The sequence below is a fragment of the Cohnella sp. AR92 genome, from assembly GCF_003990975.1.
Lineage (GTDB): Bacteria > Bacillota > Bacilli > Paenibacillales > Paenibacillaceae > Cohnella.
In genome coordinates this window covers 102,927-116,647 of record NZ_RZJR01000008.1, presented here as the reverse complement: position 1 = coordinate 116,647, position 13,721 = coordinate 102,927, and the positions used below count along the sequence as shown (strand labels likewise).

At 57.5% G+C, this 13,721-nt stretch carries 13 protein-coding genes; 10 read left to right on the top strand and 3 right to left on the bottom strand.

The annotated features are described in order from the left end of the window. Positions 1-40: 40 nt before the first annotated feature. Together ELR57_RS14460 and ELR57_RS14455 are read right to left on the bottom strand one after the other, a co-directional pair. A complete protein-coding gene (locus ELR57_RS14460) occupies positions 41-1,663 on the bottom strand; it encodes a catalase (RefSeq protein WP_126959805.1) in 1,623 nt (540 codons plus the stop codon). A gap of 108 nt (positions 1,664-1,771) precedes the next feature. Further along, positions 1,772-3,328: an ABC-F family ATP-binding cassette domain-containing protein gene (locus tag ELR57_RS14455; protein WP_126959804.1), complete on the bottom strand. Its 1,557-nt coding sequence runs from the start codon at positions 3,326-3,328 to the stop codon at positions 1,772-1,774. Between the two features lie 184 nt (positions 3,329-3,512). Here ELR57_RS14455 and ELR57_RS14450 point away from each other — a divergent pair, with 184 nt between their 5' ends. Genes ELR57_RS14450 through ELR57_RS14435 form a run of 4 tightly spaced genes read left to right on the top strand, consistent with a single transcriptional unit; the run spans position 3,513 to position 5,908 of the window. After that, complete coding sequence (locus ELR57_RS14450) at positions 3,513-4,007, top strand: DinB family protein (RefSeq protein WP_126959803.1); 495 nt, start codon at positions 3,513-3,515, stop codon at positions 4,005-4,007. Between the two features lie 22 nt (positions 4,008-4,029). Beyond that, positions 4,030-4,563 carry a cyclase family protein gene (locus tag ELR57_RS14445; RefSeq protein ID WP_126959802.1) on the top strand — a complete coding sequence of 178 codons (534 nt, stop codon included), beginning with the start codon at positions 4,030-4,032 and terminating at the stop codon, positions 4,561-4,563. A gap of 23 nt (positions 4,564-4,586) precedes the next feature. Further along, positions 4,587-5,411 carry an AAC(3) family N-acetyltransferase gene (locus ELR57_RS14440; RefSeq protein WP_126959801.1) on the top strand — a complete coding sequence of 275 codons (825 nt, stop codon included), beginning with the start codon at positions 4,587-4,589 and terminating at the stop codon, positions 5,409-5,411. Further along, entirely contained in the window at positions 5,408-5,908 is a 501-nt protein-coding gene (locus ELR57_RS14435; protein WP_126959800.1) for a cysteine hydrolase family protein, read from the top strand. Before ELR57_RS14440 ends, ELR57_RS14435 begins: the two co-directional genes overlap by 4 nt. A 54-nt stretch (positions 5,909-5,962) precedes the next feature. Here ELR57_RS14435 and ELR57_RS14430 read toward each other — a convergent pair whose 3' ends face one another. Next, positions 5,963-6,475, bottom strand: a complete 513-nt coding sequence (locus ELR57_RS14430) for an SRPBCC domain-containing protein (RefSeq protein WP_126959799.1) — start codon at positions 6,473-6,475, stop codon at positions 5,963-5,965. Between the two features lie 456 nt (positions 6,476-6,931). On the opposite strand from ELR57_RS14430, the gene ELR57_RS14425 reads away from it, so the two are divergent. The 6 genes from ELR57_RS14425 (at position 6,932) to ELR57_RS14400 (ending at position 13,687) form a co-directional block, all read left to right on the top strand. Next, positions 6,932-9,001, top strand: a complete 2,070-nt coding sequence (locus tag ELR57_RS14425) for a bifunctional aldolase/short-chain dehydrogenase (RefSeq protein WP_126959798.1) — start codon at positions 6,932-6,934, stop codon at positions 8,999-9,001. A 42-nt stretch (positions 9,002-9,043) separates the two neighbouring features. After that, complete coding sequence (locus ELR57_RS14420; protein ID WP_126959797.1) at positions 9,044-9,415, top strand: sensory rhodopsin transducer; 372 nt, start codon at positions 9,044-9,046, stop codon at positions 9,413-9,415. Positions 9,416-9,438: 23 nt separating this feature from the next. Continuing rightward, positions 9,439-10,695, top strand: coding sequence for an L-rhamnose isomerase (gene rhaA / locus ELR57_RS14415; RefSeq protein ID WP_126959796.1), 1,257 nt, complete (start codon positions 9,439-9,441; stop codon positions 10,693-10,695). Between the two features lie 17 nt (positions 10,696-10,712). Continuing rightward, positions 10,713-12,191: a rhamnulokinase gene (locus tag ELR57_RS14410; RefSeq protein WP_126959795.1), complete on the top strand. Its 1,479-nt coding sequence runs from the start codon at positions 10,713-10,715 to the stop codon at positions 12,189-12,191. 29 nt (positions 12,192-12,220) lie between these two features. Beyond that, positions 12,221-12,985 (top strand): DeoR/GlpR family DNA-binding transcription regulator, encoded by a 765-nt coding sequence (locus ELR57_RS14405; RefSeq protein WP_126959794.1) that lies wholly within the window; start codon positions 12,221-12,223, stop codon positions 12,983-12,985. Positions 12,986-13,168: 183 nt separating this feature from the next. Further along, a complete protein-coding gene (locus tag ELR57_RS14400; protein WP_126959793.1) occupies positions 13,169-13,687 on the top strand; it encodes a hemerythrin domain-containing protein in 519 nt (172 codons plus the stop codon). The last annotated feature ends 34 nt before the right edge of the window (positions 13,688-13,721 follow it).

The window sequence follows — 13,721 nt, the reverse complement described above, 5'->3', positions numbered from 1 at the left end:
TTTATTCAAAGTATTGACATGGGATGCTAGTTATTCGAGATCAATACGGATCCTGAGCATGTCCCTTATCGACGGCAGCTTGTACGGCTTGCTGCGCTTTGCCCGCCCCTAGCGGGTGCTGCCATTCTTCGGCGAATTCCGAATCGCCGACGCGCCTGCCCGGAGCTTTCCCGGCTAATCCTTCCCTTAGGCGGCGTCCGTATTCCTCATCCGCTTGCTCCGCGAGGGCGATCATCTTATCCTGAATATCCTTCGGGCAGATCGAGAGATCGTTCACGAGGTTGTTCAGGAGCTCGTCCTTCTCCCATTGCTCGAAGTGACGGTAGGTATCCCCGGCTTGTTTCGTGTTGTCGTCGCGGTCGATGGACTGCCGGACCAGGTTCCCCTCGACGTGCGGCGTGTATTCGGTTCCGGCTTGCTCGGCTTCCTTTAAACCGCCCATGGATGAAGGCTCGTAGTTGATATGCAGGTTCTGGCCGGGCGCTTTGTCGTTGAAGTACCGCAATTGGCCTCCTTCCTGGTTCGTGGCGACCCGTTTCTTGGCCGCGTTGATCGGCAATTGCAGGTAGTTGGCTCCGACGCGGTAGCGCTGGGTATCGGAGTAGGAGAACGTTCTTCCCTGCAGCATCTTGTCGTCGGAGAAGTCCAGGCCGTCGACGAGCACGCCCGTCCCGAAGGCGGCTTGCTCGACCTCGTTAAAGTAATTGTCGGGATTCTTGTCGAGGACCATGCGGCCAACCTTACGCCAAGGGAACTTGTCCTCCGGCCACAGCTTCGTGTCGTCCAGCGGGTCGAAATCGAGCTCGGGATTCGGGCCGTCCGGCATCAATTGAACGAGCAGCTCCCATTCCGGATGATCGCCGCGTTCGATCGCCTCGTACAAGTCCTGCGTGGCGTGATTGAAGTTCTTGCCCTGAATGGCTGCCGCTTCGGCGGCCGTCAGATTCTTGATTCCTTGCTTCGGTTCCCAGTGGTACTTCACCAGCATGCCTTGTCCGTCGCCGTTCACCCATTTGTAGGTGTTCACGCCGGAGCCCTGCATCATGCGGTAATTGGCCGGAATGCCCCACGGGGAATAAATAAAAGTCACCATATGGAACGATTCGGGCGAATTGGCGCAGAAATCGAAGAATCGCCTTGCATCCTGAATGTTGGTGACGGGATCCGGACGGAAGGCATGGATCATGTCGGGGAATTTCATCGCGTCGCGAATAAAGAAGATTTTGAGGTTGTTGCCGACCAGATCCCAGTTGCCGTCGTCCGTATAGAATTTAACCGCGAAGCCGCGAGGGTCGCGCACCGTCTCCGGGGAATGGAGGCCGTGAACGACCGTCGAGAAGCGAACGAAGACGGGGGTCCGCTTGCCTCGCTCCTGGAACAGCTTCGCGCGGGTATACTTGGACACCGGTTCGTCGCCGACCGTGCCGTACGCTTCGAAGTATCCGTGCGCGCCGGCTCCGCGGGCATGGACGATTCTCTCCGGCACCTTCTCGCGGTCGAAATGGCTGATCTTCTCGATAAAGTCGTAGTTCTCCAGTGTGGCCGGTCCGCGGTTGCTTACCGTTCGAATGTTCTGGTTGTTGGTGATGGGATGGCCTTGCCTATTGGTTAACGTTCCGTCGTCTTGCGGGTCTTGCCGGCTGTCGTCGCCGTTTGGATTCATTCGCGATCCCTGCTTTCCTAGATGATTCGATAGAATGCCCATTATTGGAAAAACGCATGCGAAAAACCCCCGATTCCGCTAGGGACCGGGGGCTCGCTCTATTCGTTATTAGAATACCTTCGTCGTCCAGGATTCGCAGTTCCAGACGTCGGTTGCGACGTCGCGGTAGAATTCCGGCTCGTGGCTGATCAGCAGGATGCTGCCTTTATAAGCTTTGAGCGCTCGCTTGAGCTCGTCCTTGGCGTCGACGTCCAGATGGTTCGTCGGTTCATCCAGCACGAGAATGTTCGATTCGCGGTTGATCAGCTTGCACAACCGAACCTTCGCTTTCTCGCCGCCGCTCAGCACCGAGAGCCGGCTCTCGATGTGCTTGGTGGTAAGCCCGCACTTGGCCAGCGCCGCGCGAACCTCGAATTGGCTCAGCGCCGGGAACTCGTTCCAGATCGCTTCGATGCAGGTCAGCTCATTGCCTTCCTTGACCTCCTGCTCGAAGTAGCCGATCAGCTGGTTTTCGCCGCGCTCGACCGTGCCGGACAAGGCGGGAATCAGGCCGAGAACGCTGCGGAGCAGAGTCGTCTTGCCGATGCCGTTAGCTCCGACCAAGGCAATCTTCTGGCCGCGCTCCATCTTCAGGTCGAGAGGGCGGGAGAGAGGCTCGTCGTAACCGATGACCAACTGCTTCGTCTCGAAGATGAGGCGGCTCGGCGTCCGTCCTTCCTTGAAGTTGAACTCCGGCTTCGGCTTCTCCTTGGCCAGCTCGATCAGGTCCATGTTGTCCAGCTTCTTCTGTCTGGACATCGCCATGTTGCGGGTAGACACCCGGGCTTTGTTGCGGGCGACGAAATCCTTGAGATCGGCGATCTCCTGCTGCTGGCGCTTATAGGCTGACTCCAGCTGCGACTGCTTCGCTTCATGCAGCTGCATGAAGTTGTCGTAGTCCCCGACGTATCGGTTCAGCTCCTGATTGAACATGTGATAGATCAGGTTGACGACGCTGTTCAGGAACGGAATGTCGTGGGAGATCAGAATGAAGGCATTCTCGTATTCCTGCAGGTAGCGCTTCAGCCATTCGATATGCGCCTCGTCGAGATAGTTGGTAGGCTCGTCGAGCAGCAGAATGTCGGGCTTCTCCAGCAGCAGCTTCGCCAGCAGCACCTTGGTGCGCTGCCCGCCGCTGAGGTCGTTGACATCCCGTTCGAGGCCGATATCCCCAAGCCCGAGTCCGCGCGCGACTTCCTCAACCTTGGCATCGATCATGTAGAAGTCGTTGCTGTTCAGGAGGTCCTGGATCGTGCCGACCTCTTCTAGAAGGCGCTCGAGTTCGTCGGGATCGGCGGTCCCCATCTGGTCGTACATCGCGTTCATCTCGGCTTCCGCATCCATGAGGTATTGGAAGGCGCCTCTCAGAACGTCGCGAATCGTCATTCCCTTGCTCAGCACGGAATGCTGGTCGAGGTAGCCGACGCGGACTTTCTTGGACCATTCGACCTTGCCGGCGTCGGGCTCCAGCTTGCCCATGACGATGTTCATGAACGTGGACTTGCCTTCGCCGTTGGCGCCGACGAGACCGACATGCTCTCCCTTCAGAAGCCGGAAAGAGACATTATTGAAGATCGCCCGGTCGCCAAAGCCGTGGCTTAAATTCGAAACCGTTAGAATGCTCATGTAAGAATGACACCTTTTCCATCTGTATTTGTTCTCTTGGTAATTCAACACTTCATTATAGTCCGAGCCGAAGCTTCAACTCAACGGTTAAAGATAGGGACTTACCGAATCGGAGAAAAAGGGGGTATAATTGGGCGAGAAGGACCGTTTTTTCCAACCCTACCCAAAGAGAGGTGAACCGTTCATGAACAAGATGGAATTGCTGCTTCACGGATGGGACAGCTGCTATGAGCGAGAAGATTGGTATCCGCCGCTTAAAGATGCCCTTAATGGAGTCACCTGGGAACAGGCGAACTGGCGTCCCCGGTACGGGGGACGGATCAATACGATCGGAGAGACGGTCTCGCATCTGGTCTTCTACAAGGAACGGCTTCATCTCCGATTGATCGGCGAGGAGACGGAATACCCGGAAGGGGTCACCAACGACGATACGTTCGGGGCTCCCGTTGCCGATGAAGAGTCCTGGAAGGATCTGGTGAACAGACTGGAGAAGGTGCATTCCGCCATTCGCGAGCTTCTTGCGGGGATGGACAAGAAGGATTTCGAGCGTCGCATTCCGAAGAATCCGATCGGCCTCTGGGTGAACAGCCTTATTCTCCACGATGCGTACCATACGGGCCAGATCATCCAGCTTCGCAAGATGCAGCGGACATGGCCTGCGAGCAGATCCTTCGAATGAACCGAAGGAGAGAGACACGGCAATGAGATTTGTCGATCTAACCGCGCTTCTGGCGGACGGGATGCCGGTCTATCCGGGCGACCCCGAGGTTCGGATCCGAGTCGTTCATACGCATGAACGGCACGATTGGGAAGTGAGAAGCCTGTCTCTGGGGACCCATAGCGGGACTCACGTGGATGCCCCTTCCCATATGCACGTCGGCGCCGCGTCGCTCGACCAAATTCCGTTGGACCGATTCTGCGGCTTGGCCCGCGTCGTCGATCCGGATTCCGATTGGCCGATGGGAAGAGGCTTGTTCTTCGCGCAATCTGCCGGGATCGAGCTCTTGGAGAGGTTGACGGAGCGCATGCCGAAGTTCGTAGGCGGAGAGCTGTCGGAGCCGCTGGAGAGAGCGCTGCTCGGCAGGGGGATCATCACCTACACGGATCTGAGCGGTCTGGAGCTTCTTCCCAAGAACAAGGACTTCCAGTTCTTCGGATTCCCGCTTCGAATCGCGGGGGCGGACGGTTCTCCCGTTAGGGCGGTTGCCATACTAGAGGATGAGACGAACGATTAGCAAGATGGAGGATAATTAAGAAAATGTTCGAACAGCAAGCGGTACTGCGAAGCTCCGAGCTGATGACCGTCGAGACGTTGGCGCGGGATTTGAGGCGGCTCGGAGTCAAGGAAGGACAAGCTCTGATCGTCCATTCCTCTTTAAGCCGAATAGGGTGGGTGTGCGGCGGTCCCGTCGCGGTCGTCCAAGCGCTGATGGAAGTGCTGACGCCGGAAGGAACGTTGGTCATGCCGACCCATACCGGAGACTATTCCGAACCCGCGAAGTGGATGCTGCCTCCGGTTCCGGAATCGTGGTGGGAGGAGATCCGCCGAACGATGCCTGCCTTCGATCCGCAGGTCACGCCGACCCGGGGGATGGGAGCGATTCCGGAGTGCTTCCGCACGTGGCACGGGACGCTGCGAAGCGATCATCCCGCGCTGTCCTTCGCGGCTTGGGGGAAGCACGCCCATCTAGTGACCGGCGGTCATTCCTTGGATTTTGCGCTTGGGGAAGATTCGCCTCTCGCGAGGCTTTACGATCTGGGAGCGAAGGTGCTGCTGGTCGGCGTCGGCTACGACAGCAACACGTCGTTCCACCTGGCGGAGAATCGGGTTCCCGAGCCTCGCCAGACGATCGAAAGCGCGCCGATTCTCGAGAACGGGAAGCGGGTATGGAAGAGCTACCGGGAGATCGTTTTCGACACGGACCGCTTCGAGGAGCTCGGAGAAGCGTATGAGATACAAGCGTTGTCCTTGGTCAAAGGAAGGATCGGAGTAGCGGATTCAAGGCTGTTCGACCTGCGCGAAGGCGTGGATTACGCGGTGGATTGGTTAATCGAACACGATGAGGGGTGCCCGACGGAATGAAAATCGCATTTGTCATCATTGACGTCCAGAATATCTTTATCAATGAGCTGCGGCCTTATCGCAATGTCGCGAAGCCGTTCGAGTACATCAATTATGTCGCCGGAATGATGCGCAAGCACGATCAGCTCGTCATTCACGTTCGCGACGTGGAAGAGCCGGACGACGGCAAGGGAGGGCTCGATATCGTTCCGGAGATCGTCGTCGCTCCCGAGGACCGCCAGGTCACGAAGCTGTCCTCTAATTCCTTCTGGAACACCGACCTGGAGCAAATCCTTAGCGATTACTCTCCGGATCTGGTCGTCCTCTCCGGCTACGCCGCCCAATATTGCGTGCTCGCGACGTACAACGGTGCCGCGGAGCGCGGTTTCCGGACCGTGATGCTGCAGGGCGGCCTGCTGAGCGAGTATGAGGATGCGATCCAGGACGTCTATCGCGATCGGAACGTCGTTTCGCATACGGTTCTGTCGGCGATCCTGTCTTCGCAGTCGCAGAAATAAGGGAACAGGAGCAGCCATGGACGAGAAAATAAAGTCCTAGGCTGCTCTCGCATTCTATTTCATGGAGACAAGATAGTCGGCAAGTTTATCGAACGTACCCTCAAGATCTTGTCGGAGCTTTGGAGCCATACCGATATAGTTGTCTAGTTCCTCAGCGGAAGCAATCACAGGGCAACCTCTCAGTTTTAGAACCGTTCTTCCTTCGTTATCTTCCAGCGTTAAGACATTCATAATTTCAAGAGGCCAACTCGCTTTAAAAGGAGCTCGGACTGTATGGCCTTGCTCGTCGGAAAACGAACGGATATAAGCCACTTTCTCAGGTTCGACAACCTCTTGGTAGGCAAATTTCCCCCACATGACCTGATTGCCGTCAGTTGACGTCTGATATCCTAAAAACTCGCCTCCTGATCGTGCGTCCATTCTAACAACTTCGAGGGTGACCCCCTTTGGTCCCCACCATTTCGCGAAATGCCCGAGTTCTGTCCATGCTTTAAATACGAGTTCGCGAGGGGCATCGAATTCGCGCGTAATTGCCATTTCGAACGATTGATTCCGATTGTTATCCATGAAACTCCTCCTTTTTTTGAAAGTGAACCATTCCCCTACTTTGTTAGGGAGTACTCGATGGCAGATTCCATGTCTCTGAAGCGTTACCATTTATTTAGACGATATTCGATTGCAATATTCATCGGACATATAATCCGAACCGTAACGGAAATATTAGACACTTACAGCCGCATATTGTTGCATTTTCGATATTAACGGAAGGGGAATCGTTCGATAAAGATGGCGGAGTGATAGGCACAACACGCGTTTGGAAGACTCGCTTGCCGAGCACGTTGCGGCTCGCGGCTCATGTTCGTAACCTGCCCTTATAAGTCTGATGAATGCCATCGGCGAAAGTACGTGGTTTTATTTTTGTTTTTGTTTGAAATAAGGGTATTCAAACAAAAACAAAGGTGCTATAATCCGAAATAGCCACACATAAACAAAAACAAAACCAACAATTCGGAGGTTTGAATCATGGTACAGAGCTTGTGGGATTCTTCGAAAGCATCGCAATTCGAGAGCGGACTCGATCAACTCGTCTATCGTTCCAACATCATCGGCGCGGATCGCCGCGTCTGCAACTGGGGCGGCGGCAACACTTCGGCGAAGACGGTCGTGAAGGACTTCCGCGGCCGCGACGTCGAGGTTATGTACGTGAAAGGCAGCGGCTCCGACCTCGCGTCGATGAAGGCCGGCAACTTCACGGGCCTGCGCATGGACGATATCCGCCCTCTGTTCGAGAGAAGCGAGATGTCGGATGAAGAGATGGTTGCTTACCTGGCGAACTGCATGATCGACGCCAAGCACCCGCGCGCTTCGATCGAGACGCTGCTTCACGCTTTCCTTCCTTACAAGCATGTCGACCACACTCATCCGGATTCGATCATAAGCCTCTGCTGCGCGCATAACGGCAAAGAACTGGCCAAGGAAATCTTCGGCGACCGTTTCGTATGGGTTCCTTACGTGCGTCCGGGCTTCACGCTGTCCAAGATGATCGCCGAAGGCGTTCTCGCCAACCCGAAGGCGGAGCTGGTGCTGATGGAGAAGCACGGCCTGGTCACGTGGGGCGAGACGAGCGAAGAAGCGTACGCTCAGACGATCAAGATCATCAGCGAGGCGGAAGCGTTCATCGAAGCTCGCGTGAACGAAGCGAAGCTGTTCGGCGGCGTTCGCCATGCGGCTCTGCCGGCTGACGTCCGCCGCCGGATCGCGGCCGCGGTTATGCCTACCGTTCGCGGCGCGGTCAGCGATTCCAAGAAGATGATCCTGAGCTTCGACGACCAAGACGACGTTCTGGCGTTCGTCGGCGGCGAGAACTCGCCGAAGCTGTCGCAAGTCGGCGCGGCTTGCCCGGATCACCTCGTTCATACGAAGGTCGTTCCCTTGTTCGTCGAATGGACTCCGAACGCGGACGATATCGACGGCCTGAAGGCGATCCTGAAAGACAGCATCGCGGCCTACAAGCAGCAATACCAAGCTTACTTCGAGCGCAACAAGAACGAAGGCGACGTGATGTTCGAAGCCGCGCCTCGCGTCATCCTGATTCCGGGCGTCGGCATGATCAACACGGGCAAGAGCTGGTCCAACTCCCAGGTCAGCGGCGCTCTCTACCATCGCGCGATCGCCGTCATGCGCGGCGCGACGGCTCTGGGCGACTTCGTCTCCCTGAGCGAGAACGAATCCTACAACGTCGAATACTGGCCTCTTGAGCTTTATAAGCTGTCCCTGGCTCCGCCGGAAGCCGAGTTCTCCCGCCAGGTTGCCTTCATCACGGGCGGCGCCGGCGGCATCGGCAGCGAGACCGCTCGCCGTCTCGTCTCGGAAGGCGCGCATGTCGTGCTGGCCGACCTGAACCAAGAAGGCGCCGAGAAAGTCGCGGCGGAAATCAACGAGAAGTATGGCGAGAACCGTGCGATCGCCGTTAAAATGGACGTAACGAGCGAAGAGATGATCATCGACGCTTACAATCAAACCGCGCTGACTTACGGCGGCGTCGATATCATCGTCAACAATGCGGGCCTCGCGACTTCCAGCCCGTTCGACGAGACGTCCCTGAAGGAATGGAACCTGAACATGAACGTTCTCGGAACCGGCTACTTCCTCGTGGCCCGCGAAGCGTTCAAGCTGATGAAGCAGCAAGCGATCGGCGGCAACATGGTGTTCATCGCTTCGAAGAACACCGTCTACGCCGGCAAGAACGTGACGGCCTACAGCTCCGTCAAGGCGCTCGAAGCTCACCTGGCCCGCTGTATCGCGGCGGAAGGCGGAGAGTTCGGCATCCGCGTCAACACGATCCTTCCGGACGCGATCCTGCAAGGCTCCGCCATCTGGAACGGCAACTGGCGCAACGAACGCGCCGCCGCTTACGGCATCGAGCCGGACCAACTGGAAGAACACTACCGCAAGCGCACGACGCTGCTCGTCAACATCTACCCGCGCGACATCGCGGAAGGCGTGGCCTTCTTCGCATCGTCGAAGTCGGCGAAGACGACCGGCTGCATGCTGACCATCGACGGCGGCGTGCCAGCGGCGTTCACCCGATAAGCTTAAAGCTTTAACAAATCATCCATTCAAGGAGGGACGAACGTGCATTCAGCCAAAGGCGAGAAGCATTGGATCATTCCGGACGGCTACATTCCGGAGAACAGCTCCGGGGAGCTGCTTAGCCACGAGTCCGTCTGCGTCCTCAACGTATCCTCGGAGGAAGCGTTGATCAACTTTACGATCTTCTTCGAGGACCGGGACCCGATCGAGGACATCCTCGTCGTCGTACCGCCGAGACGCACCAAGCATATTCGCACTTCGTCCCTGAACAAGGAGGGAACGCCGATTCCGGTCGGCGTTCCTTACGCCATCGAGGCGCGAAGCGATATTCCGATCGTCGTGCAATACAGCCGCCTGGACTCGACCCAAGCTGAGAACGCTCTCATGTCGGTCGTCGCCTATCCGGTGCGGTAACCAACGAGGAGGGACTCGGAACCATGGACCAGAAGATTGCGCGCAATTACGAGATTGCCAAGGAACAATACGCCGAACACGGGATCGACGTCGATCAGGTGCTGGAGCAGCTGGAGAAAATCAAGATTTCGATGCATTGCTGGCAGGGAGACGACGTCAAGGGGTTCCTGTTCAAGGATCAAGACCTGACCGGCGGAATCTCCGTCACCGGCAACTATCCCGGCGCGGCAAGAACGCCGGAGGAGCTTCGCGCCGATCTGGAGAAAGCGTTCTCGCTGATCCCAGGCAAGCATAAGGTCAACCTTCATGCGATTTACGCCGATACGGACGAGAGAGTCGACCTCGACAAGCTCGAGCCGAAGCACTTCCAGAAATGGGTGGATTGGGCGAAGGACAACGGGCTCGGCCTGGACTTCAACCCGACCTGCTTCTCCCACGAGAAATCGAGCGACGGCTTGACGCTGAGCCACCCGGACGCGGAAATCCGCCGCTTCTGGATCGATCACGTCAAGGCTTCCCGCCGCATTAGCGCTTCCTTCGGCGAGCAGCTGGGCCAGACGAGCGTCATGAACGTCTGGGTACCGGACGGCTACAAGGACCTTCCGGCCGATCGCCTCGGTCCGCGCAAGCGCCTGAAGGAATCCCTGGACGAAGCGTTCGCGGAAGAGCTGAACCGCCAGCATCATCTAGACGCGGTGGAGAGCAAGCTGTTCGGCATCGGCGCCGAAGCCTATACCGTCGGCTCGCACGAGTTCTACATGGGCTACGGGCTGCAGAACAACAAGCTGATCTGCCTGGACGCCGGCCACTTCCATCCGACGGAAGTGATCTCGAACAAGCTCTCCGCGCTCTCGCTGTTCGCGGAAGGCATCCTGCTCCACGTCAGCCGTCCGGTCCGCTGGGACAGCGACCATGTCGTCATTCTGGACGACGAATTGCTCGACATCGGCAAGGAGCTCGTCCGAGGCGATCTTCTCGGCAAGACTTATATCGGACTTGATTTCTTCGACGCGAGCATCAACCGCGTCGCGGCTTGGGTCATCGGCACGCGCAACACGATCAAGGCGCTGCTGCGCGCCATGCTGGAGCCGATCGAAGCGCTTCGGCAAGCGGAGCTCGCCGGCGACTACACGACCCGCCTCGCTCTGTCGGAAGAATTCAAAACCTATCCTTTCGGCGCGGTATGGGATTACTACTGCGCGAAATCCGGCGTTCCGGTTCGCGAGGAATGGCTGGCCGACGTCAAATCGTATGAGCAGGAAGTGCTGCTGAAGCGTTAATAGCAAGGGGGATACCCATGGCGAGCATTCTCGCATACGATCTCGGCGCGAGCAGCGGAAGGGCGCTGCTCGGCCGATTGACCGACAACCGCATCGAGACGGAGGAGCTTCATCGCTTCGGCAACGATCCGGTTCAGGTGGGCGACCGCCTGCACTGGGACATCCTGCGTCTCTATCATGAGCTTAAGCAAGGCTTGCTGAAGGCCAAGCATCAAGGAGCGGAGCTGTCCAGCCTCGCGATCGACTCTTGGGCGGTCGACTTCGGTTTCCTTGGTGCAGGCGGCGAACTGCTGGGCAATCCTTACCATTATCGAGATCGGCATACGGACGGGATCATGGAGAAGCTGTTCGCGGAGATTCCGGCGGCGGAAGTGTTCTCGCGGACGGGCATCCAGTTCCTGTCGTTCAACTCGATCTTCCAGCTCTATGCGCTGAAGCAGGCGAATTCCCCGCTGCTTCGCGAAGCCAAACGGTTCTTGATGATTCCGGATCTTCTCCGCTACTTCATGACCGGGGAGACGTTCAACGAATTCACGAACTCGACGACGACCCAGCTCTACAACCCGAAGCAAGGCAACTGGGATTCCGACCTTCTCGGCAAGCTCGGCTTGTCGGAATCGTGGTTCGGTCCGGTCGCTCAGCCCGGGCAGCTAGTCGGGACGCTTCGCCCGTCGCTGACGGAAGAGCTGGGCATCGCTTCGGTACCGGTCTATGCCGTTGCCGAGCACGATACCGGCTCCGCCGTCGTCGCCGTTCCGGCGCTGGAACGTTCCTTCGCTTACTTGAGCTGCGGCACCTGGTCCCTCATGGGCACCGAGGTCGAGCATCCGGTCATCAGCGATCGGGCCCGCGAGCTGAACTTCACGAACGAAGGCGGCGCTTACGGCACGTTCCGCTTGCTGAAGAACATCATGGGCCTGTGGATCCTGAACGAATGCAGAAGAGAATGGGAGCGGGCAGGAGAATCGTATTCCTTCCCCGAACTAGTAAAGATGTCGAATCTCGCCGATCCGCTCGCGGCCTTCATTGAGCCGGACGACGACCTGTTCCTCCATCCGGGGGACATGCCTGGACAGATTCGGAAGTACTGCGAACGTACCGGACAGAAGGCGCCGGAGAGCCCGGGAGCGATCGTTCGCTGCATACTCGAGAGCCTGGCGCTGAAGTACCGTTACGTGCTGGAGCTGACGGAGCAATTGTCCGGCCAACGCTTCGGCGGCTTGCATATGGTAGGCGGCGGCATTCAGAACACGCTGCTCTGCCAGTGGTCCGCCAATGCCATCGGCAAGCCCGTTTGGGCTGGTCCGGCGGAAGGCAGCGCGATCGGCAACCTGGCCGTGCAATGGATCGCGAGCGGCGAGCTGTCGGACATCTGGGAAGCTCGCCGAGTCATTCGCGACTCGTTCCCGGTCATCGTCTACGAGCCGGAGAACGCGGAAGAATGGCAGGATGCGTACGGGCGCTTCTTGAACATAACCGGATTGAAGAGGCTTTAATCGCCATTCAGGGGAAATGAGGGAATTCCATGTTAGCCGCGGAACGCTATGAGAAAATCGTGCAGTTGGTCAACGACAGGGGGAGCATTCGGGTTACCGAGCTGAGCGCCTTGTTTCAGGTCACGGAAGAGACGATCCGTCGCGATCTGGACCGTCTGGAAGAGGCCGGACGGCTGCGCAGATCCCATGGCGGAGCCGTTAGCGTGAAGGATCAACCGCAGCAAACGGAGATTCCCTATGCCGAGCGGGAGATCACCCATGCCGAAGAGAAGCGCCGAATCGCGGAAGAAGCGGTCAAGCGGATTCAGCCCAAAGACCGCATTCTGCTGGACGCCAGCTCGACGGCGCTGTACATGGCGATGGCGATGCCGGATATCCCGCTGACCGTCCTGACCAATTCCATCCGGGTGGCCACGGAGCTGGCCTCGAAGGAGAGGATTGAAGTCATCTCGACGGGAGGCATTCTTGCTCAGCGATCGCTTTCGTTCGTCGGACCGCTGGCGGAGCGTTCCCTTGACGCCTATCACGTAGACAAAGCATTCCTGTCGTGCAAGGGGGTCCATCTGGATCGGGGCTTCAGCGAGTCCAACGAGCTGCAAGCCCGGATCAAGAGCAAGATGATCGGCATGGCGGACGAAGTCATCGTCCTGGCCGACGCCAGCAAATTCGGCGTTCAAGCCTTCACGTTCGTCGCCGGTCTCTCCGACGTCGATGCGATCATCACGGACAGCAGGGCAGAGGATTCCCGGATTGCGCCGCTTCGCGAACTGGGAATCTCGGTCACCATCGTATAAGCTTAAGCATTTTATGATAGAGCTGGGAGCTGGGGCATAAGCCTCGGCTCCTTTTTTTCTCCGCCGCGCGTGCTATACGGACCCGTCTCTTTTCCATAAGTTCATGTGATTTCTTTCACATACTTCAGGCGTTTTTTGTTCTACACTGGAAACATCCTTAGAAGACGATATGGAGGGATTCGCATGACGGACCATATTCCGTACGAGATTACGCCTCAGGAGTTCAATCATCCGTTGTACCAGTTGAACGAAGCGATCGATCGTCTAAAAGAAGAGCACGCGCTGTTGTCGGAGGGGCTGCAAGAGGTGTACGCCAAAGCATGCGAGGTTCGGCGGGAGACGGACCTGTTGGTTCTCAATTACAAGCTGAGAACGCTGCGGTTCACCGTGTTGGAATTCCGCAAAGCGCTGGTCGAGCATTCGAATTGGGAGGAGCGGGAATTGTTCCCGATGGCGGCCTGGTACTTCGGGAACGAGATGGAAGTGTTCACGATCATGGAGCACGAGCATGAACAGGCCCTCTTCCGGATCGATTGCTTCCTGAAGATGGCGAGCGAGAAGCCGATCCCGGTCGGGCATGCCGATGCCATGCAGATGGCGTCGCAGCTTCTGCAAGCTTACGCTCTGCTTAAGAATCATTTCAATGAGGAAGAAGAGATTCTCGTCGCTTTCGCGGATCGTTCGAACGCATTCGGTTATTGATCGGACGGCTTGAATCCGCGTGCACAGGAGGTGC